This is a genomic window from Siminovitchia fortis (assembly GCF_007681465.1).
Classification (GTDB): Bacteria; Bacillota; Bacilli; order Bacillales; family Bacillaceae_C; genus Siminovitchia; species Siminovitchia fortis.
On record NZ_VEKZ01000013.1, the window covers coordinates 43,746 to 63,257 of the forward strand.

Genomic DNA, 19,512 nt, shown 5'->3' on the forward strand with positions numbered 1-19,512 from the left:
TCGCTCACTCCTTCGAAATTAAAGGCTTGAATAGGCGTACTTGGTTTCTGTCCGCTATACCTTCGACCGCAATAATTCGTCCTTCGTCGTCAACTTCCGTCCGATGAATTGCAGCCCGTTCGATTAACTGCCGAATATGAGGCGGGTATGTTGAGTAAACCCGCCAATGTCCCGCGGCAACATCGTATAGGTAAAGCGTCTCTTGCTCCGGTTTGGAATAATAACTCAACTTACCGCCAACCTTTCCGCTGCCTTATCGCACCATCTACTAAACTCTTCCATTACATATTCAGCGTATCGTTGGGTAAAATCTCGAGTGATTTCTTCGACTGGCTGACCGTTTACAAGCGCGAGATAATGGACAAGTTTCACGAACCGTTCGTCGGTAAATTGGTCGCCTCTCTTCTCGAAGAAGAACGCAATTAACGGCTTGTTTCCTTTGCTCGAGTTATCAGAAGGGCATGATAAGACGAGATTCGAAATGTGATGTCTGCCTCCATCGCTAACCGGTATTACATGGTCGATATGATGAGCGCGCCCGTTTTCGTCCTCTTTTGTTCCGCAGTAGATACACTCTCCGTCGAAAGCCATATAAAGCGCCTGTAACTCTTTGCGTGTTACCTCTAAAGGGATTCCGTCCTCTTGCGCCCTTCTTTTTAACCCCCGAAATGTCCGACTTGCTCGATCATCTAGTGTGTACTTACACTCTCGACAACGGTGAGTACGTCCGCCTTTTACGCGGCTGTCAACCTCAAATAATTCCAGCGGTTTCTCCACATTGCATAAACGGCATGTGCGTTTAGTATTGTCTTTCAATCTTTCAATCTCTCCTTCGCTTTTTTAATTTTTTAGTTGATCGTCGATTTTACGTAAAATATCGTTAATCTCTAGCGTTACATGATGGCCCGCCTTTTTTAGCTCCGCCAATGCTCGGAGATACGATATAAGGGCGTCCAGCCGTGTTTCCCTCATTCTCTCGCTCCTTCCGTTAAAATTTCCGCTTACCCTCCGGCCGCGTACGGGGCATCATCGGGTATTTTAATTTTCCTCTTGACAAATGCTCCGAAAGTGTTAAAATTTAATTAGTATGGGGGCTTCTGAGTAAATTTTTCCATAAACAAATAAAAATCCTCGTCAAGCTCCATTTCGAGGCGCGCTAACTTTGCCCTTACGTAATCGGACACGTCCCGACCACCTTGTTCGATAATACACACGGTGCCGACCGAAACACCGAGCCGCTTGGCAAACTCCGCCATAGACAGGCCGAGATAATGTCTGATTGCTTTCACCTTGTTAGCGTTCATTATATAAACCCTCCTTTTATTCATTCTCACCGCTAAAAAATTAACGGGAACTTGTCCCGTTTCCTACATTTAACGGGGTTTCTCCGACGCTTTGAAGCAGCTTTTCCGAATATTCGTTCGTTTCTTTTTCAATATCTTCTGCCCTTTTTGCACGTTCTTCATTCGCCCTATTTCGCTTGCCTCCTGCGTCCTCAATTTCAGTTAAAACTTCTGTTAAAATATGCGGATCGAAAATACGTTCATGCTCCCGATAACCCTTTTCCTTCTCTACTTTTCTCGGGCTACTATAAGCCGTCGGCGGCAAATACGTTCCGGTACGTTCGAAGTCCTTTAAAGCTGCATCCTCTAGTTTCCGGCAATCCTCCGAGCAATAAACCTGATTCTTGCGGCGCGGTTTGAAGTAGTTCAAACAAAAACGATGTTTGCACGGTTTGAATGTCCAGCGAATTTCTTTAAGTTCAGCGCGCGTGATTTCCCCTCCTTCGTACCGATCAAGCAACCAACCTACTAACTCCGATAACGGAAAGATAGATTTCGCTACATATTGGCGCTCGAGTTCTGCCCATTCTTCGCGCGTACGGCTGGCGATTTGCTCACGCTCGATGTTCTCCGCAATATGATCGTAAATATCACCGATTATCTCCTGCTCATATGCCGTCGGCTCGTAATCTGCAAGCGCTTCGTTTAGTCCCTCGAAATCCGTTACACCTGCGCGTTGGAATTTCATCCGAATATCATATAGTTTGTTATTTTTTGATGTTTTGGTCGTTGTCATAATATTTCCCCCTTGATTTTTGGCTGTTTTGGCTGTAATATATAATTGGGCATGTGTTGGTTTTTGAACCTAATAACTTATATATAGTAATATGAGAATAACGGACATGCCTTATGAGACTCTAAAGCGTGTATCAAACTCATAGCGTTTTACGTGCTGCTTGATGTCCTTTTCATCGAGTAGCAGGCGGGCAACATCAACTAATGTCTGCTCTGCCGTAACTTCTATACTCGGCTCACCTTCTACCGGCTCACTAACTAGCAATCTATATTTATTAGGTTTATAGACAACGTGGCCCGACTCTTTGCTTCGCGCATTATCTATTTCTCCTTTCCGTACATATTCGATAAATCCGACCTCAACTAACTTTTTTATCGCTGTATTGACCGTCGGCTTTGACTTCGTACCGAGCATTGCCATTCCGCTTTTCATCGTCAAATAGAATACTTTCCCGTACCTTTTGGACGTGACTAGCATCGCATAGGCAAGTTGCTTTTGACGGAACGTTCCTACCTTTAATACTTCGACGATCTCCGACCGATATATCGTGATAGGCTTGTCCGCATTACCTAGCGTGTAATTTCGATCGAAAGCCAGGTTTACTATTCGTTCGGCTTCTTTCCGCCAATATTCCGGCGTGCTGCCCTTGCTAAAATATTCGCGCGGTGTATTAAGAAGTATTTCCATGATCGCCTCGACCGCTTCCTCCCGCTCAAATCCCTGCGAATAAAAGAATATCGCAAGCTTGACCGTTGTACTGTGTCGAGTATTCGAGGCGATCAATCGGCCAGCCTTTAGTATCTCGGCTGATTTCCTCAAAGCATCCGAAGTATCGACTGCGGTAACTGTCGTATCCGTGCGTGCCTCAATCTCGCGAAATTCCGCTTCCTGCTCGTCCGTTAGCTCGATAGCCCCATCCTTGATAAGTGCGGCCGGCAACGGTTGTACCTCGTTTAGATAATCGAATGATTTTATCGGCTCTAGCGTGCGCGCATTAACGAACCAACATCGGCGCCCCGTCCGTTGGTGTATGCCCAGCGGTAATTTAACACCTTGCGTCCATGTCGGCCGAAATTCCACTTTATCGGATGAATAGCCCGCATCCTTTATGACGTTATGGTAAAACCTTTCGACTGTTTCGACTGGTAGCATCTCGTCAAAGAATAGGTCAATATGGTAACCTTTATTTCCGCTAATGCTTACGTGTATATCCTCGAGAGTAATGTTATACTGCGTAATCAACGTCGCGATAATCTCTTTGGTTGCGCGTTTGGCGGCTTGTGTGTCATCCGCAAAGTCGACATCGAATGTCATGAACTTGTTGACAGCATTTGCGTTGAATACTCCGTATGTGTTAGTGCCTTTTAAGTGGCGAGCAAGCATAGCGTCATTTAGCGTCCATACATTCGGAGACTTACTCCTGTCATTTGTAAAATACGCGCTTTCCGTTTGAACAAGGTATTTTCGGCGCGTTGTGATATATAGTTCGTTTAGTTTTTCGATCGCTTGGCTGTTCTTTTCCAGTGGTTCCATTATTTATTCACCCTTCCTTTTTATTTCCGCAAGTTCGCGGTTTAATTCCTCCGAGCGCTCAAATATAAATACGATATTCCCCGGTATTTTGTGCGATGTGTCGATGTCCACAATCTTAAAACCTTTCGACAGTAAGTGCTTAGCTACCCGATAACTTAAAATACACTTCACTTTTTTTCCTCCTATTTGTTGGTTTTTGAACCTAATAACTTATATATACTAATCCAAGTACGTAGAGGACGGGTATAACGCCAGTTCCTCCGATAATTCCTTACTGTTATTGAATACGTAGAGATATTTACCTGGGCGCAGATCGCTTTCGGTTCTGCCTAGATAATCCTTTTTGAATCCCGCCTCGATCATGTCCATAGCCGTGAATATGTCCGTTATTATTTTTAAATCCATTTTCGGAACCTCCTTTTTGACGATTTATTTTCCGCTTGACTTCCGGCATCTGATCCGATATGATAAAATTGAGATATTACACGCTAAACTGTATCAATAAAAAACATGAAACACACCTCCGCTGTTATAGTTAAATGGCTACGGCTTATTTAAAGCGCCTTTCTAGCCGTTTTAAGGGCTGTCGGCTATATTACCCCTATTTCGATGCTAAAACGTCTGTACGGGCGTTTAAACGCCCTTAAAACGCTATGCAGGCTCGAATCAATCGAAAACAGGCCGGCAGGCAGACTATCCCCAAAAAAGAATAGTCCTCTCACTAATAGTAATTTTATTTTCCAATTTTTAGGATAAAAAATGACAAAAGTCCCACAGTTTATGTCTATTATGTGAATATTTATAATAATTATCGCTAAAAACAAGTCTAAAGACCTACAAATATTTTAATTTTTATGTCCCAATTCCTTGTATCCATAAAATTCCAGCGAATAATACAGGCTTTAAGAATGAATTGTAACAGGACGACCGGCTGCCATTTCCGATCGCCCTATGTATCACGCGGGCCAAATCCCTACCGAGTGCCAGTCGATAGGCCGCGCATATTACGTTTGCCCTCCGTGGCCAAATCCCGTTACTCCGCCAATAGTAACGGCACATCATCGGGCTGTATCTTATATCGCCGGAACCCATTCGAAGCCATCCGGCAATTTTACGAGCTTGGCCGCCGCTGTTAATGTGCGTAGTTCCTTCTCGGTGACTTCTGCACAGCCGAGTACTGCCTCTTTACTCACGCCTGTTATTTCCCGAAATATTTCCGGCTCGATATTATACGTAGCGCCTGCCTCCGTATCGAAGTTGTACCATCCTACGACAGTCCTGCGATAAGATATTAGTCTCAATTCGTTCACTTTGAACCGCTCCCTTTCAACCGTTTATTTAACGCTGCCTTATACTCGATCAACCGCTTGCCCCTTCGCCCGTGCCTATCGTCTCGCTTTGTCGGATGTACGGCGCCCCATGCGGCGACCTTGCGCGTGTACCATGCTATACGTCTAGCTTGCTTCATTCCGCCTCGCCCTCCTTTATACTTCCGATAAAGTAACCGATAAAGAATGTTCCGAATGTCGCAAACAATACCGACATTAATTCCATTTTGACGACCCCTCCTTCATATATTACGTAATATCGTAATTCATTTCTTGACTCTAGTATAATTCCGCTATATCGTAATGTCAAGCGTTAATTTACGATTTTTCGTAATTAATGTATAATCCAATAAAAGGAGATGATCGGTATGGAAAAAGGACAAGAGGCGTTGGCTGCGCTATATAATGAAGGTAGGGAAAAAGAACGCGATCCGCTACGAATTCATGTACGATTAAAAGAAGTATTAAAAGAGCGGAACATATCGCAGAAAGAGCTTGCGGAAATGACCAATATTCGGCCGGCTGCAATTAGTGAGCTTGCGAATAACTTGCGAACGACTATCAACCGCGAACATGTCGAACGTATTGCGGAAGTATTAGGTATCGAAAAATTGGACGAGTTAATCATTTTCGAACACGAAAGCGAGCTTTGGAATCCGGGCAATCGAGCCGAACAGCAGGCGTATATCGACGAAGGATTGACGAAGGACTAAACTAGGCTTATAACCGTCTTTTTAGACGTTCAATGCCTTACGATACCTATTACACTAGCGAAACATTACGACTTCTAAAAAGGCGGGCATACCCCCGATATTTGACCGTAGAATCGAAGATAAAGCGTCTAAACGCTGATAAAGCCAAAGCGTTCGGAAATATCCCGTATCAAAACGCCAGAAGGTGCGCGCTTTACGAAAAAGGAGGCCCCGCCGGGTATCGCTAACCTATCGGGTTTTAAAAATCTGGCAGAAAAGTGCCGGGCCTTGGAGCGGCCATCCGGCGATACCCTCCCCCGCCGGTCATTAAAAGAGGCAACCGGTTATTTTTCGGCTGCCCCTACTTCTTTCATCTTCGCGTACAATGTCGCCCGCTTGACGCCTGTTAACTTACATATGTCTGCAACGCTTAGACCGTTGTTTGTGCGGTCATTCATTAATTCGATAGCCTTCCGTATCTCTCGCTCGTTGCTGCTTGCCGGTCGTCCCATATGCTTGCCTTGCGCCTTCGCCCGTTCCCTTCCTTCGGTTGTCCTCTCGACGATAAGGTCACGCTCAAACTGCGCAAAGCTGCCGAGTATGTTAAACAGTAGCGCGTTAATGCTGCTTATGTTGTCGCCTGCTTCGAAGCGTAGCGCCTCCTTAACAAAGACGACGCTTGCGCCCTTCTCGTTCAGCTCCGAAACAATCTTATTAAGGTCGGTGATCGAGCGGGCCAGCCGGTCTATCTTCGTTACATATACCGTATCGCCTGTCCGTATATTATCGAGCATATCAGCGAGCGCCTTGCGCGGTGCTGTTGAAGTTCCAGTGACTTTCTCGACATATAAACGTTCGCAGCCTTCCGATTTTAATATCGCTTCTTGCGTTGCTAAGTCCTGCCCTACCGTCGATACACGCGCATAACCGATTTTCATATCCGACAACCTCCGTCTATAATATAACTAACTTCTATACATTTAATTATAGACTAACTTCTAAACGGATACAAGTGGTATTTTCGAATAGTTTCCGGCGTGTTTTGCGAAAGTCTATAAGTTAACACTTTTAGACGATGTGTACGTTTTGGGGGACAATAACATTATTTATAGTGTTTAACGGAGTCTAAAGCGTTGACTATGCCGCGCGTAACCGCCTTGCGGCTGGTGAAAGTGTCGGTTATAACCGATATAGTCCGATGAAAAACAGCATAAAACCGGAACTAATCGGAAGCCTAAATCGCAAGCCTACTAAAGGCACTCGAAATAGTTCCTTCATTATGTGTCGAAAATTAAGCCGTTTTAGTCCGCTTGCGATTGTTAATTTCCGATATAATGCTGACCCCGTGAGTTTTCGGAGTCCTAGCGCCTTGAACGCCTCGCCTGACTAACGGACTGCCTGACGACGATTTTACGTTGCATCACGTTGCATGCTTTCGGTATACCTTCGGAATAATTCCTTCATTAAAGCGTCAAGTAAAACGCCTTGACATACGTATGCAACATTATCGCTTAATATAGGAGGTTATCGAAATGGCAAACGAAATAAAAGGCGGTGGTAATCACGATCTATCGACGGACAAACTGTCGCAAGACCTAAACGTAATCACCGCAGAAATTAACGCATACCAGCGAGTAGCAGGCGAGGCGATATTCGAGATTGGTAGGCGACTGAAGCACGTTAAGGAGAACGACCTGGCGCACGGTGAATGGGCGAGTTGGTGTGAAGGTACAGTCGGTATTGATAGGAGTACGGCGAATAAGTTTATCCGAGTGTACGACGAATTAGAAGATGTGGGTACGTACCCACGTTTAGGACTCCGAGCACTCTACGAAATAGCAACGCTACCGCCCGAAGCGCGCGAAGTCGAACACGAACTGCCCAGCGGAACAACGAAGAAGCCCGAAGATATGACCGTTCGGGAATTACGCGAATTAAAGAAGGCTTTAAAACAGGCGGAAGCCGAGCGCAGGGAACGCGAAAGACTTTAATGATTCGATATCACCCGCGAGTACTTCCGCTTTGGCTTGCGCTTTAGCTGGCGTGGATTCTGCGGAAGGCTTGGCGATTTCGTATGTTAGGGATACCGGCATATTTTCGAGTAATCCCTGCTTGTGACAATTTGTCACGACCAATTCGTATCGTTGTATAAGTCGGTTAACCATTTTTCGATTCATTCCAAGAACAGACGTATACCATTTCTCGAAAACTCCGTCATATTGATTACTGCCCGCAAGCTTGTCGCGAGCTTCTTTCAACTCCTTGCCTAATTCCGTATAAGCCTTACCGACAATCTGCCGCATGTTTGATTCTTTCTGGCGGAGGAAGTCTGCGGTGTCTCCGTCTAGTTGATCGTATTGAAACTTTGTGATTTCGTTTGTCAATTTCGTTTACCCCCCTATATAAGCGTCAGGCCGCGCCGCCTACCTTTCTTTTATTTTTAATTTTCTTTTTGGAAGTTCTTCCTTCGAATAGATACCTTATATCATATTATCGGAGTATTAGTTCCTTCGAAATGTGTTTATTATAGATACGTTCCGACCAAACTTGTTTGGGCGGTATGTTTTATCTTGTTAAAGATAGTTCTCGTTAAAAGATGATTCTTGTTAGTGTGACGCCTGTCCATGTGAGCTACATCCGCACATGGTTACTCGTCACATAGTCGCTCCGGCTCCGCTTCAAATATGCTTAACTGGCTTATCGGCAGTACCGTATAGCGCGTATTTTCCCACGTACCACCGTCCGAACGCTTGCGTGTAGTTTCGATCAGCTTTCGACCTTGCCACCGATGTTGACGAGGATGAAGCGGAGTACTTGCTTATCGCTGAAAATGTCGAACGAAGAGGTCAAGCTGAAACAGATCCGATTAAGAAATCGAGAATCGCGAATTTCTTGAAGGAATATTGGGGCGTTAAGCAAGGGAGGAAGAAAAACCGCCAAAATGGCGGAATTAAAAATACAGAGGATATTGCGGATTTTATCGGAGAGCCAACACGTAATACAGAGCGCCTTATGAAACTCCACGACCTCATCCCGCAACTCCAACGTCTAGTATCCGCGGGCAAACTCGGAACGACAGCGGGCGCTAGTCGTTCGGTTGTTTTATGAAGAATTAGCGCAGGAGGCGAAGGAGAATCAAGGAACTCGAACCGACATTACCCCAGATTTGGGGCAAGGTTTCGGAGGTCGCGATATACACGCCTATGTACGTTGTGACGCGGTATGAACTTGTAACAAATTGTTACGACATAGAAGAACTAATACACACGCCTATATACGTTGTGACAGGTATCGCCGTCGTGCAATTTTTGCACTTCGGTAAAACGGTCAATCAAATTATATACCGTCTGCCTTTTCCACCCTAAATGCGTATACCACCGCTCGAACACTCCGTCATATCTACTTCCAGCCAACCTCTGTTGCGCTTCATACAACTCTTCGATTACCTCCTATATTAAGCGACGGCTGGGACGGATAATTGCGCCGCTTACCTTTTCTTTTTATTTTAATTTTTCTTTTGGTAAAGAACTTCCTTCGAATAGATACCTATACCGTATTATCGGAGGTATTTAATTTCGATAAGGTGCGTTCTTATAAAGATTCGTCCGACCAAACTTGTTTGGGCGGTATGTTTTATCTTGTTAAGTAATAGTTCTCGTTAAATAATAGTTCTAGTTACTGCTATCCCCGCCCGTGTCGGCTCCTGATTGCGCAATGGGCGATTGCATGGATGATATATTCTCCGGCTCTGCTTCGAATATCCGTAGCTGACTGATCGGCATAACGGTGTATCGCGTGTTGTCCCACGTACCTTTTTCCGTTCTAACCTTCTCCGCCTCAATTAGAGCGCGCCCCTGCCATCGATAGTCGACTAGCTTTCGGATGCGCGCGCTCGCTGCCTGCCTACTCACGCCAAGCCCGCTCGGCTGATATTTTCGGGAACTAATCGGAAGGATCCGGGAAATAAAACAGCATAGTGGCGTAGCCTTGCTCGATAAACTGGACGTACAGGAAATAATCGAGTAAGACTTGCTTGTCCGTTTAAAATCGGCTATTATTGCAGTAACCGTAATAAGAGAACGTGTAAGGCTTTATAAACCGATTGAGGCAGCGTTAGGCTAACGACAGGCTTTACGGACATTTGCGACTAAAAGCGAGTTTCCTAAACCGTGCGTCGCAGGTTCGATTCCTGCCGGGGCCGTACATACAGAGACAAATAGCCCGGTCAACACCGGGCTATTTTTATTACCAATCGCAATCTTCATGCTCGTGTCTGCGTCTTTCTTCTCTGCATCTACACTCAAATTCACGTCTGCGCTCTTTTTCCCGCTCTTCACGCTCGCCTCTTTCTTCACGGCAGAAGCAAACGAACCGCCTTCTCCGTCTTTCTCTTTCCCTTTCTTCACCGACAAATTCATCTTCAAATTCAAAATGCATTTATATCTCTCCTGTTCATTTAATTTAAGTCGGCCGACTCGTTAATAATATATTGCGGATTGTCGAATGCGATTGGACAGAGTGTCTGATAGAAATGAGGATTTTTTGTTGTGGAAGGTTTTTCAAATTGTTGTCAAAAAATTTCTGTGAAGATTACCGGAATATGAAAAACAAAAAACGGATGAAAAAAACGGTTATCCGGCCCCGAGTCAGTTTCCCCCCCTGCCCTGATTTGGTACTAATAGAACAGTTCTGATCATACTCTTATTAAAGAAAACGATCAGAAGGAGTGTATAGTTAGTTGAAAAAAATTAAAGTTGGTTTACAGCCCATTGTGAGCAGGATAAATTTACCCACCGTTTTGAAAACAACTATACTTCCGGGAGACTCAGTTGAAAGATTATTTATTGCAACCCAGGTTGGAGAGATCTTTTACATAGGTAACGGAAGTTTAAGGACTTTTTTAGATATTCGCCCGCGTATCATAAAGCTGGGAACTTCTGAACAAGGTGTTTCCGGCGGTGGATATGATGAACGGGGATTGCTCGGGCTGGCGTTTCATCCGGAGTTTTATTATAACGGCCTGTTTTATCTTCATTATCCAGTAGCTGGAACCCAAGGTCCGGGTGCTCTTTCTGAACGTTTTAAGCCTGACCCCTGTGATCCGAAAACTTTAAATCTAAAGTGGATCAATAGAGAAACTCAATATGATCATATCGATACAGTTGAAGAATGGATGTTACAATCGAATGGCCATCCCCAAAGACGAAGGACATTGCTTAACTTAAGAAGACCATTTTTTAACCATAATGGTGTCAATAGCTTAAACTTTTCACCTGAAACAGGAAAACTCGTTTTAACAATCGGAGATGGCGGATCAGGCCATGACCCATTTAATTTAAGCCAGGATGATATGGAAATTGCCGGTAAAATAATTGAAATTGATGTAGTTAAGAATACATTTATCTATAATCCACCCGTAGTCACCCGCTTTAATGAACTTCCCGCACCTATTCAGGAAACGCTTACCGTAATTGCCAAAGGGGTTTGAAATATACCAGGCATATCTTTTCAAAGGTTTTATAATCAATATATTAAATATGCAGGAAATGTCGGACAGGATTTGGCAGAGTCAATTTTTTCATTTGTTCATTATAAACCAATACCGGTTACTCAGCTTGTTCATGCTTCTTTAAGAAATACCGAACCTGACCTGGAAGGATTTATTAACTTTGGCTGGCGGGGGTGGGAAGGTGCATTTCCTACTTCGATTATTAGGGACTGCACTAAAAATCCGGCTTTGGATGAGAAAACAATTGCTTATTACGATGAAGCAGTAAAAACTTCAGTAAACCGTCTTCAGCCATTAACCAGTTATTATCATAAAGATCCCCGACCCGATAAGTTTGGAGGAACTGCACTTACAGGCGTGCAAGCCTATATGGGAAATGAAATTCCCGATTTAACGGGAAGCGTTGTGTTTACCGATCTGGCCCGGGATGAAGAATCTCAGGGGGTTTTAGCTTATACAAGGGTAAGAACAGATTGTAAGCTCAATGATTTTAGCGTTATTAAAACCAATTATAATTTTGGGCCCCGATCCGCTCATTTTGTTAGTCTGGGAACGAATCTGGATCATACAAGACTATATTTAGGGGTTTATGGATCTATGAAAGTGACTGATTTTAACCAGGGTACTGTTTTTGAAATTGTCCCGGATTCATAACTTTGAACCTCTCATGACTAAACTCATACGATTGGGGTTTATGAGTCAAGAAATTGCCCCGTCAAACCTCCCTGCTTCCTCTATTTCCCCATTTAATGCCATAAGAAAAAAGCCGCCATAAAAATGGTGGCTTCCAATACTTCACGAATATATTCAATAACTTGTTATAACTGTATATCTCAAGATAAATTGCCGCGATAATATTCTTTTTTAAACCTAAACGACGTATGCCCTACCTCTCATACATCCTTACGACTCCGCAGTCGATCCAGTGTGATTAAGTTCTTAATTATTTAATCAAGAACGCCAAATATTTTTTTCATCTTTGATATTTCAAGTTCATTCGGAAAAGCATTCATTCTATCATACCATGTAAACAAAATAAATGAAAGCATACCAGCAGGGTTATTAAATTTTGGTAAAACAAAAAAGGGAAGATCTCTCTCCCCGTCTACAATATGAAATATGCGATTGGAGTAACAATGACTATTGTTAGGATAACCCGCTGAACCCAAATAATGATCAGCTGCGGTATGCTAAGCGGTATTTCAGTTGATACAATACATGGAACGACGGCAGAAAAGAAAATGATGCCGGAAATAGATACAACAGCGATGACGAATTTCACGATAAGAGCGGCTTCTGTGACAAGCAATGCAGGAAGGAACATTTCCGCAATGCCCAAGGATGCCGCTTTAGCAGCAAGCATGGGATCGGGCAATTGAACAAGCAGCGTAAACGGGTAAAAAATATAACCAATCCAATCAAATACAGGCGTATATTCAGCCAGTACCAGTCCCAACAGCCCAATGGAGAGAATGGAAGGCAAAATCGCCATGGCCATTAGGACTCCATCCTTCAGGTTAATCCAAATATTTTCAATCAATTTTGGCGATGAATTGACTGTAGCTTTTGCTTCTTTCCAGGCTGCTGCAAAGCGGTTGCCGCGAATTTCCGCTTCCGGCTGCGGTGTTGCACCCTCATAATACTCATCTTTGATTTTTGACAGCGGCCAAATTCTGGATGTGATGGCTGTAACGGCAAATGTCACGATGAAGGTGACCCAGAAAAACGTAAGCCATATGTTCATCAAGTCAAGCGTTTTCGCCACAATGACCATAAACGTCGCAGAAACCGTTGAAAACCCTGTAGCAATGATAGCTGCTTCTTTGGCAGTATATTTTCCTTCTTTATAAATACGATTGGTAATAAGCAGTCCGAGAGAATAGCTTCCTACAAAAGAAGCGACAGCATCAATAGCCGATCTTCCCGGCGTTTTCCAGACAGGGCGCATGATTGGGCGCATCAGCACTCCGACGTATTCAAGCAATCCGTATCCAACGAGCAAAGCAAGAAATACGGCTCCAATAGGAACGAGCAGTCCAACAGGAACGACCAGTTTTTCAAACAGGAACGGCCCCATGTCAGGTTTGAACAGCCAAGCCGGACCGAAATGAAATACAAGCATGAGTCCAACCAAAAGCCCGACTGCTTTGAAGATTGAAAAAATTATATCGACAGAAGACTTTTTCCAGTTTCCCGAAATGAATGGATACAATGCCCCCGCAACAATAACGATCAATGCATAATATGGTGTTAAAGCAGCAACGTTTGCCTGAATAAAAGAAACGATGTGATCCAGCATAATGGAATTACTCTCGCCAATTGTAACCGGAACGAAAAACATGAAGGCACCAATAAAACTGTAGACAAAAAACTTCCACATTTGACTGTTTGAATCCGCCTTTATTACTGCCGTTTCTTTCTCTTTCCTCATCGCATCCAACTTTCATTCCTCCTTTTAATCTTCATTTCCCTTTCGGGTTGCCGTGCCGCCGGCATAACCAGCGGCACGAACGCACCGATTATCATCCCTTTCCTGATCCCATCATCCTCCCCGTCACAAACTGCATCCAGGCATATACACCGGCTTTTACCGTTTCGGAAACTGCCGAGTCCTTTGTCGGATCGAGACAGACAAAATCTATATATCGCACTTCCTCCCGCTTGCCGATTTCCATTAACGCGCCAAATAGTTCCGTCGTCGTCATGCCGCCCGGCGTTGAAGCGGGAACGCCCGGTGCCTGGGTGATATCCAAGACATCCATATCCACCGTCACGTAAATGATGCCTGCTTTCTCAGACAGGCGATCGATCGCTTCGTTGACAGCAGCAGGGACGCCTTTTTCCCTTGCCTGTTTTAATGTGACCATGCGAATCCTCTTCTCTTTGGCATAGCTGATCAGAGGACGGGCGTTGAAATAGCCGTGAAGCCCGATGTTATAGACGTTGTCTCCTTTGACAACGCCGCCATCGATGAGTTGGCGGATCGGCGTCCCGTTTGCGGGGCCGAGTTCAGCCGGATCGCGGACATCCAAATGGGTGTCGAGCTGCACAATGCCGATCGTCTCTTCCGGGAAGGTTTCCTTGATTCCGCGGACAGCACAGGCAGTCGTTGAATGGTCCCCGCCAATCATGCAAAGGGCCGTTTCCGGATATTGTCTTGAAAGATATGCGCAAGACTCCTGAATCCGTTTATGCGACTCCGAAATATTGGTTGTGTGCATGGCCACATCGCCCGCATCCGCCACATGGAATGGCGTTAAATCTAAATCTTCATCCAAATTGTATGTTGCGTAGCTTTTCCACATTTTCCGAAATTCCTGCGGGTATAAAGAAGCGCCCGAAACGCTGATAGAGGAGCGTGACATAGGCGCTCCAAAAAGAATCAGGTCCGGTTCTCCCTCCCCCTGCTCCAGCGGGCGGACCCATTGGTGAACAAAATCTCGTTCACCCTCAGGCGGATTCCAGAACCACTCGGGTTTTCTCAGCCAGTTTTCTCCCATCTGTTACACCACCCGGATTCCTTTTTTCCAAACGGATTTGACGTGGTTGACCCCGAAAAAATATTGGAGCTTTTGGTAGTTTTCGATATCCCACATGACAACATCGGCCTGTTTTCCTTCTTCCAAAGAGCCCGCTTTATCCTGCCGGTTGATGGCACAGGCAGCATTGTATGTTGCCGCAGTCAATGCCTCTGCGGGCGTCATGCGCATCAGGATGCACGCCAGGTTCATGACAAGCGGCATGGAAGTCGTCGGGGACGACCCAGGATTACAGTCGGTGGAGATGGCTACCGGGACGCCCGCGTCAACCATTTTTCGTCCGGCTGCTGCCTGTTCCCGCAAGTAAAGCGCCGTAGCGGGCAGCAGGCAGGCGATGACGCCGGACTCTGCCATGGCCCGGATTCCTTCATCTGATGCTTTCAGCAAATGTTCAGCCGAAATGGCGCCCACTTTGGCTGCCAGTTCTGCCCCGCCGTACGATTCAATCTCATCGGCATGGATTTTCGGAATGAGCCCATATTTTTTCCCTTCTTCCAAAATCCGCTCGGACTGATCAGGCGTAAAAACGCCTTTTTCACAAAAAACATCATTAAACTCGGCGAGTTTTTCCTCCGCTACGACAGGAAGCATCTCATTAATTAATCGATCAACAAATTCATCTTCGCGTCCCTTATACTCCTGCGGGACAGCGTGGGCCCCCATAAAAGTCGGCACGATGTCGATTGGATGGGTCTGCTGCAGCTTTTCCATCACGCGAAGCTGCTTCAGTTCAGTTTCCAGATCCATGCCGTATCCGCTTTTTCCTTCCACCGTCGTAATGCCGTGAGCGAGAAATGAATCGAGCCGCCAAGTTGTTTGTTCAATGAGCTCTTCTTCCGTCGCTTCCCGGGTCATGCGGGCAGTGGCATGGATGCCACCGCCTGCATTCATAATCTCCATATAGGTCGCGCCTTCCAGCCTCATTTCGAATTCCCGCTCGCGGCTTCCTCCATACACCACATGTGTATGTGGATCCACAAGCCCAGGTGTGACAAGGCAGCCGGAGGCATTAACAATATCTGCCTCCTTCTTTCGCACACCATACTTCTTTTCAAGTTCGGCCGTTGTTCCAACCGCCTTGATCACGCCTTCTTCCAGCCACATACTTCCATCTTCAATGATTCCAAGCTCAGACATCTTTTCTTTGACCCGCGGACCTTTGCCATCTTGTGATAGCGTTGCAAGCTGTGAAGCATGTTTGATCCAAACCGGTTTTTCCACTCTATCAGCCTCCATACAAAAGGGGTGTGTTACACCCCGTTCCTTATTGAAAAAAGTTTCGTGTTCTGTCACCCTGGCAACCATATAAAAGGCAGCCCACTGCGGAATTTACTCCTTCTCCTTCAGCATTGGAATTTTTACGCCTTTTTCGCGCGCTGTTTTTTCCGCCAATTCATACCCTGCATCCACATGCCTTGCGATGCCCATGCCGGGATCTGTCGTCAATACCCGTTCAAGCCGGGCTTCCGCTTCTTTAGTTCCGTCAGCGACAATGACCATACCGGCATGAAGCGAGTACCCCATGCCGACTCCTCCACCGTGGTGGACGGATACCCATGTGGCACCTCCAACTGCATTGATGAGGGCATTTAAAATCGGCCAGTCTGCCACAACGTCCGAGCCGTCCTTCATTGCTTCCGTTTCCCTGTTAGGAGAAGCGACCGAGCCCGAGTCCAAATGGTCGCGGCCAATGACAATCGGAGCTTTCAGCTCGCCGTTTGCAACCATGTCGTTGATGATTTTTCCGAAGCGGGCACGCTCGCCGTATCCAAGCCAGCAAATGCGCGAAGGAAGCCCCTGGAATTGGATTTTTTCCCGGGCCATCCGAATCCAGTTGCATAAATGTTTGTTTTCGCTGAATTCACGTAAAATGACTTCATCCGTTTTATAAATGTCTTCGGGATCTCCGGATAAAGCCGCCCAGCGGAAAGGCCCCTTTCCTTCACAAAATTGAGGACGGATGTAAGCGGGGACAAAGCCCGGAAAATCAAATGCATTTTCGACGCCTTCATCTTTTGCAACCTGGCGGATGTTGTTCCCGTAATCAAAAGTAACGGCGCCTTTATTCATCATCTCAAGCATGGCTCTTACATGGTCCGCCATGGATCCTTTGGAACGTTTCACATATTCTGCCGGGTTTGTTTTCCGAAGCTCTGCCGCCTCTTCTAGCGACATGCCGGCAGGAATGTATCCGTTTAACGGATCGTGGGCAGACGTCTGGTCCGTCAACACATCCGGAATGAAGTTTCGGCGAATCATTTCCGGCAATAGTTCTGCTGCATTGCCCAACAATCCGATCGAGAGAGCTTTCCCCTCGTTTTTCGCTTCTTTTGCCAGCCTGATCGCCTCATCAAGGGAATCCGTTTTCACGTCTGCATAACGGGTTTCAATTCTCCGGTCGATCCGTTTTTCATCGACTTCAATCGCGATGCAAACGCCCCCGTTCATCGTGACTGCCAGCGGCTGGGCTCCGCCCATTCCTCCAAGACCCGCCGTTAAAGTAATCGTATTTTTTAGTGAACCGTTAAAATGCTGTTTGGCGAGTTCGGCAAATGTTTCGTATGTCCCTTGGACAATTCCCTGGGAACCGATGTAAATCCAGCTGCCTGCCGTCATTTGTCCGTACATCATTAGCCCCTTTTTATCAAGCTCATGGAACGTCTCCCAATTGGCGTACGCCGGAACAATGTTAGAGTTGGCAATCAGAACCCTTGGCGCATTTTCGTGAGAACGGAAAACGGCAACGGGCTTTCCGGATTGAACCAGAAGCGTTTCATCACTCTCCAATTCTTTTAATGAGCGGACGATGGCATCAAAACAGTCCCAGTTGCGGGCTGCCTTCCCTATTCCTCCGTACACGACTAGTTCGTCGGGATTTTCCGCCACCTCCGGATCCAAGTTATTCATGAGCATTCGGAGAGCTGCCTCCTGCAGCCATCCTTTTGCTTGAAGTTCGGTCCCGTGATAGCGGACAACCCGTTCACTTGCAATCGCTTTCAAAAATATCATCCTCCTTTTCTGACTTTATTGTACATGGCGGCATCACCAACCTGTTTTATAATCTGATGATTTTTTTATAATCTGTTTCATCACTGATCCCTTACAAACATTTCTTTATAATTGATTTTTGAAAAAGGGCCCTTTTCCTTTAACTTAAGGGCCCATTCGAAATTCTGTAGGCGTCTTTTTTTCAAACTGTTTAAACTTTACATTAAAATAAGTCCGATGATGGTAGCCGACAAGACGGGCAATTTCATCGAACGGCAAATCCGTCTCTTTTAACAGGCGTTTTGCCTCTACGATTTTGATTTCATGCAAGGTATCACGGAATGTTTTTCCCGACTCTGCCGCAAACCGCCTGCTCAGTGTGCTTTTATTGATTCGGAGCGCCTTTGCACAGTCTTCCAAATTCCATTGCGGGTTCCAGTAGTTGGATTCCATCAAGCTTTTCACTTTTTCAACGAGCGTCCTGGTACCCGTTTCCAAGCTTCCATGTGTTTCCGTCAGCAGGCGGGTCGTAAATATCAGCAGCGCCTGGACGATCCGGTATACGACCGGCTCCTGAGTGATTTGCCGAAATACTTCGTGATAGGCGCCTTCCCAGTCCGGCTGCTGCAGCTGGTGTGATTTCATATAGCGGCGAACTTGCGCCAGCACACTCGTAATCCGGATTCTGACCATTTCCGGCGGAGGATATGGGCTTGTATATCCGAGAAATTGATGTTCCATCCACTCTCGGATCCCCTGGATATCGCGATTTTCAAGCATTTCAATCCAATGTCTCTGTTCCAGGGGCGTTAAAAACGGATCCATTGGCGCCCAGCTGATTTGTTCCATTTTAGCCAAAATGATGTCATAGCCTTCGAAAAAAATCATTTCGGTCAGCTGTTTCGTGCGATCATACATTTCTTTCAACGATAAACCCTTCCAATGCATGTTCATGACGATGGCGAGCGGATCGTCGCATTCTTTCTTCCATTGTTCAAAAAATGCATGGAATTCCTCGCGGTAAAGTTCATCTTCCGTCATCTTTCCTACGCACAAGATAAACTGTGAAAAGGCAAAGATCTGCTTTTCCCTTGAAAAGGAAAATTGCTGGAGCTTGGAATGGACGACCGAAAGTTTGTCCGGGTCCTCCGCAAGCAGCGCCGCCATTAAAATCGGCTCTTTTATTTTCTGGCCGCCCAGAAAAAAATCAGAGTAATCAATTGGCCTGTCCCGCGCTGTATCCGGATACAACGGTGCCTCCCTTTTTTTGTTCCTGATTTGAAACCGCAGCTGCTGGATGCATTTCATCAGTTCATCCGGAGCGATCGGGCGAAACAAGACATCTTCGGCCCGGAAACGCAATCCCCTGTATGCCGTTTGAAATATGCGCTCGGATGAAATTCCGATCCATCGTACTGATTGCAGCCACCTTTCGAAAGAATCATCCTTCTGCTCCCATTTATCCATATCGATAATGAACAAATCAGGCTGTTTTTCCGCGGAAGCCGCCGTCATTTTTTTGAATGAATCAAATGGGATCAGCTGTATCCCGGTCAGGTGCGATTCCACGAACCATTTCATCCCCCGCGCTTCCAGCTCGTCTGCCGTAAGAAGATATATCACCATATGCCCCACCACCTTCTTTTTATTATAGCAAATAGGCAATTTTCTCTTTAACGGCGAATAATCCGGACTCTCTTTTGTTCAATAATAACAGCAAGGGGTTTTCTGCTCCCTTGCTGCTGCTCATTCATGTGAAAAATTTTCCGTTATCGAATAACTGCCCCCGTTTCGGGCCCGACATAAATATTTCTTTTCCCCCGGCTTGTGTTGATTGTGACCAC

General features: G+C 45.7%; 21 protein-coding genes and 2 pseudogenes. 4 read left to right on the forward strand and 19 right to left on the reverse strand.

Going from position 1 to position 19,512, the window contains the following annotated elements; all coding sequences use genetic code 11:
* Positions 1-4: 4 nt before the first annotated feature.
* The 11 genes and pseudogenes from FS666_RS06695 to FS666_RS19720 form a co-directional block, all read right to left on the reverse strand.
* Positions 5-229, reverse strand: coding sequence for a hypothetical protein (locus FS666_RS06695; protein WP_144461148.1), 225 nt, complete (start codon positions 227-229; stop codon positions 5-7).
* Entirely contained in the window at positions 226-816 is a 591-nt protein-coding gene (locus tag FS666_RS20015) for an HNH endonuclease signature motif containing protein (RefSeq protein WP_144469100.1), read from the reverse strand. The genes FS666_RS06695 and FS666_RS20015 overlap by 4 nt, the downstream gene beginning before the upstream one ends.
* 24 nt (positions 817-840) lie before the next feature.
* Complete coding sequence (locus tag FS666_RS20445) at positions 841-972, reverse strand: hypothetical protein (RefSeq protein ID WP_260842199.1); 132 nt, start codon at positions 970-972, stop codon at positions 841-843.
* A gap of 110 nt (positions 973-1,082) precedes the next feature.
* Entirely contained in the window at positions 1,083-1,304 is a 222-nt protein-coding gene (locus FS666_RS06705) for a helix-turn-helix domain-containing protein (RefSeq protein WP_186306511.1), read from the reverse strand.
* Positions 1,305-1,344: 40 nt separating this feature from the next.
* Positions 1,345-2,079 (reverse strand): hypothetical protein, encoded by a 735-nt coding sequence (locus FS666_RS06710; protein ID WP_144461145.1) that lies wholly within the window; start codon positions 2,077-2,079, stop codon positions 1,345-1,347.
* A gap of 111 nt (positions 2,080-2,190) precedes the next feature.
* Positions 2,191-3,018, reverse strand: a complete 828-nt coding sequence (locus tag FS666_RS06715) for a single stranded DNA-binding domain-containing protein (protein WP_144598610.1) — start codon at positions 3,016-3,018, stop codon at positions 2,191-2,193.
* Positions 3,019-3,612: pseudogene (locus FS666_RS20630) on the reverse strand (TOTE conflict system archaeo-eukaryotic primase domain-containing protein); the annotation flags it as partial. It abuts the gene before it with no gap.
* A 3-nt stretch (positions 3,613-3,615) separates the two neighbouring features.
* The gene (locus tag FS666_RS19715) at positions 3,616-3,783 is read right to left on the reverse strand and encodes a DUF5659 domain-containing protein (protein WP_186306512.1); all 168 of its coding nucleotides are present in this window, start codon (positions 3,781-3,783) and stop codon (positions 3,616-3,618) included.
* 48 nt (positions 3,784-3,831) lie between these two features.
* A complete protein-coding gene (locus FS666_RS06720; RefSeq protein ID WP_144461143.1) occupies positions 3,832-4,017 on the reverse strand; it encodes a hypothetical protein in 186 nt (61 codons plus the stop codon).
* 668 nt (positions 4,018-4,685) lie between these two features.
* Positions 4,686-4,922, reverse strand: a complete 237-nt coding sequence (locus FS666_RS06725; protein WP_144461142.1) for a hypothetical protein — start codon at positions 4,920-4,922, stop codon at positions 4,686-4,688.
* On the reverse strand, positions 4,919-5,080 hold the full coding sequence (locus FS666_RS19720; protein WP_186306513.1) for a hypothetical protein: 162 nt from the start codon (positions 5,078-5,080) through the stop codon (positions 4,919-4,921). The genes FS666_RS06725 and FS666_RS19720 overlap by 4 nt, the downstream gene beginning before the upstream one ends.
* Positions 5,081-5,308: 228 nt before the next feature.
* Here FS666_RS19720 and FS666_RS06730 point away from each other — a divergent pair, with 228 nt between their 5' ends.
* Positions 5,309-5,653: a helix-turn-helix domain-containing protein gene (locus FS666_RS06730; RefSeq protein ID WP_144461141.1), complete on the forward strand. Its 345-nt coding sequence runs from the start codon at positions 5,309-5,311 to the stop codon at positions 5,651-5,653.
* A gap of 323 nt (positions 5,654-5,976) precedes the next feature.
* On the opposite strand, the gene FS666_RS06735 is transcribed toward FS666_RS06730, so the two are convergent.
* A complete protein-coding gene (locus FS666_RS06735) occupies positions 5,977-6,570 on the reverse strand; it encodes a recombinase family protein (protein ID WP_144461140.1) in 594 nt (197 codons plus the stop codon).
* Positions 6,571-7,164: 594 nt separating this feature from the next.
* Here FS666_RS06735 and FS666_RS06740 point away from each other — a divergent pair.
* Positions 7,165-7,623: a DUF3102 domain-containing protein gene (locus FS666_RS06740; protein WP_144461139.1), complete on the forward strand. Its 459-nt coding sequence runs from the start codon at positions 7,165-7,167 to the stop codon at positions 7,621-7,623.
* Here the strand turns inward: FS666_RS06740 and FS666_RS06745 are convergent.
* Entirely contained in the window at positions 7,579-8,016 is a 438-nt protein-coding gene (locus FS666_RS06745; RefSeq protein ID WP_144461138.1) for a hypothetical protein, read from the reverse strand. The two genes, FS666_RS06740 and FS666_RS06745, sit on opposite strands and share 45 nt — an antisense overlap.
* 430 nt (positions 8,017-8,446) lie before the next feature.
* On the opposite strand from FS666_RS06745, the gene FS666_RS06750 reads away from it, so the two are divergent.
* Positions 8,447-8,740 carry a hypothetical protein gene (locus FS666_RS06750; RefSeq protein ID WP_144461137.1) on the forward strand — a complete coding sequence of 98 codons (294 nt, stop codon included), beginning with the start codon at positions 8,447-8,449 and terminating at the stop codon, positions 8,738-8,740.
* A 1,010-nt stretch (positions 8,741-9,750) separates the two neighbouring features.
* Here the strand turns inward: FS666_RS06750 and FS666_RS06755 are convergent.
* Positions 9,751-10,062 carry a hypothetical protein gene (locus FS666_RS06755; RefSeq protein ID WP_144461136.1) on the reverse strand — a complete coding sequence of 104 codons (312 nt, stop codon included), beginning with the start codon at positions 10,060-10,062 and terminating at the stop codon, positions 9,751-9,753.
* A gap of 308 nt (positions 10,063-10,370) precedes the next feature.
* Here FS666_RS06755 and FS666_RS06760 point away from each other — a divergent pair.
* Positions 10,371-11,795, forward strand: a pseudogene (locus FS666_RS06760) (PQQ-dependent sugar dehydrogenase).
* Positions 11,796-12,246: 451 nt separating this feature from the next.
* Here the strand turns inward: FS666_RS06760 and FS666_RS06765 are convergent.
* The 5 genes from FS666_RS06765 to FS666_RS06785 form a co-directional block, all read right to left on the reverse strand.
* Positions 12,247-13,572 (reverse strand): YjiH family protein, encoded by a 1,326-nt coding sequence (locus FS666_RS06765; protein WP_144461181.1) that lies wholly within the window; start codon positions 13,570-13,572, stop codon positions 12,247-12,249.
* A 91-nt stretch (positions 13,573-13,663) separates the two neighbouring features.
* Positions 13,664-14,641, reverse strand: coding sequence for an agmatinase family protein (locus tag FS666_RS06770; RefSeq protein ID WP_144461135.1), 978 nt, complete (start codon positions 14,639-14,641; stop codon positions 13,664-13,666).
* Positions 14,642-14,644: 3 nt separating this feature from the next.
* Complete coding sequence (gene hutI, locus FS666_RS06775) at positions 14,645-15,901, reverse strand: imidazolonepropionase (protein ID WP_280524786.1); 1,257 nt, start codon at positions 15,899-15,901, stop codon at positions 14,645-14,647.
* A 108-nt stretch (positions 15,902-16,009) separates the two neighbouring features.
* Positions 16,010-17,689, reverse strand: a complete 1,680-nt coding sequence (hutU, locus tag FS666_RS06780) for a urocanate hydratase (RefSeq protein WP_144461134.1) — start codon at positions 17,687-17,689, stop codon at positions 16,010-16,012.
* A 144-nt stretch (positions 17,690-17,833) separates the two neighbouring features.
* Complete coding sequence (locus tag FS666_RS06785) at positions 17,834-19,294, reverse strand: helix-turn-helix transcriptional regulator (RefSeq protein ID WP_144461133.1); 1,461 nt, start codon at positions 19,292-19,294, stop codon at positions 17,834-17,836.
* Between the last annotated feature and the right edge of the window lie 218 nt (positions 19,295-19,512).

Excerpts from the sequence above, each read along its gene's own strand:
- FS666_RS06785 (WP_144461133.1), bottom strand. The coding sequence starts at position 19,294 with ATGGTGATATATCTTCTTACGGCAGACGAGCTGGAAGCGCGGGGGATG.
- FS666_RS06720 (WP_144461143.1), bottom strand. The coding sequence starts at position 4,017 with ATGGATTTAAAAATAATAACGGACATATTCACGGCTATGGACATGATC.
- FS666_RS19720 (WP_186306513.1), bottom strand. The coding sequence starts at position 5,080 with ATGAAGCAAGCTAGACGTATAGCATGGTACACGCGCAAGGTCGCCGCA.
- FS666_RS06740 (WP_144461139.1), top strand. The coding sequence starts at position 7,165 with ATGGCAAACGAAATAAAAGGCGGTGGTAATCACGATCTATCGACGGAC.
- hutU (WP_144461134.1), bottom strand. The coding sequence starts at position 17,689 with ATGATATTTTTGAAAGCGATTGCAAGTGAACGGGTTGTCCGCTATCAC.
- FS666_RS20445 (WP_260842199.1), bottom strand. The coding sequence starts at position 972 with ATGAGGGAAACACGGCTGGACGCCCTTATATCGTATCTCCGAGCATTG.
- FS666_RS06730 (WP_144461141.1), top strand. The coding sequence starts at position 5,309 with ATGGAAAAAGGACAAGAGGCGTTGGCTGCGCTATATAATGAAGGTAGG.
- FS666_RS06765 (WP_144461181.1), bottom strand. The coding sequence starts at position 13,572 with ATGAGGAAAGAGAAAGAAACGGCAGTAATAAAGGCGGATTCAAACAGT.
- FS666_RS06710 (WP_144461145.1), bottom strand. The coding sequence starts at position 2,079 with ATGACAACGACCAAAACATCAAAAAATAACAAACTATATGATATTCGG.
- FS666_RS06735 (WP_144461140.1), bottom strand. The coding sequence starts at position 6,570 with ATGAAAATCGGTTATGCGCGTGTATCGACGGTAGGGCAGGACTTAGCA.
- FS666_RS06705 (WP_186306511.1), bottom strand. The coding sequence starts at position 1,304 with ATGAACGCTAACAAGGTGAAAGCAATCAGACATTATCTCGGCCTGTCT.
- FS666_RS06770 (WP_144461135.1), bottom strand. The coding sequence starts at position 14,641 with ATGGGAGAAAACTGGCTGAGAAAACCCGAGTGGTTCTGGAATCCGCCT.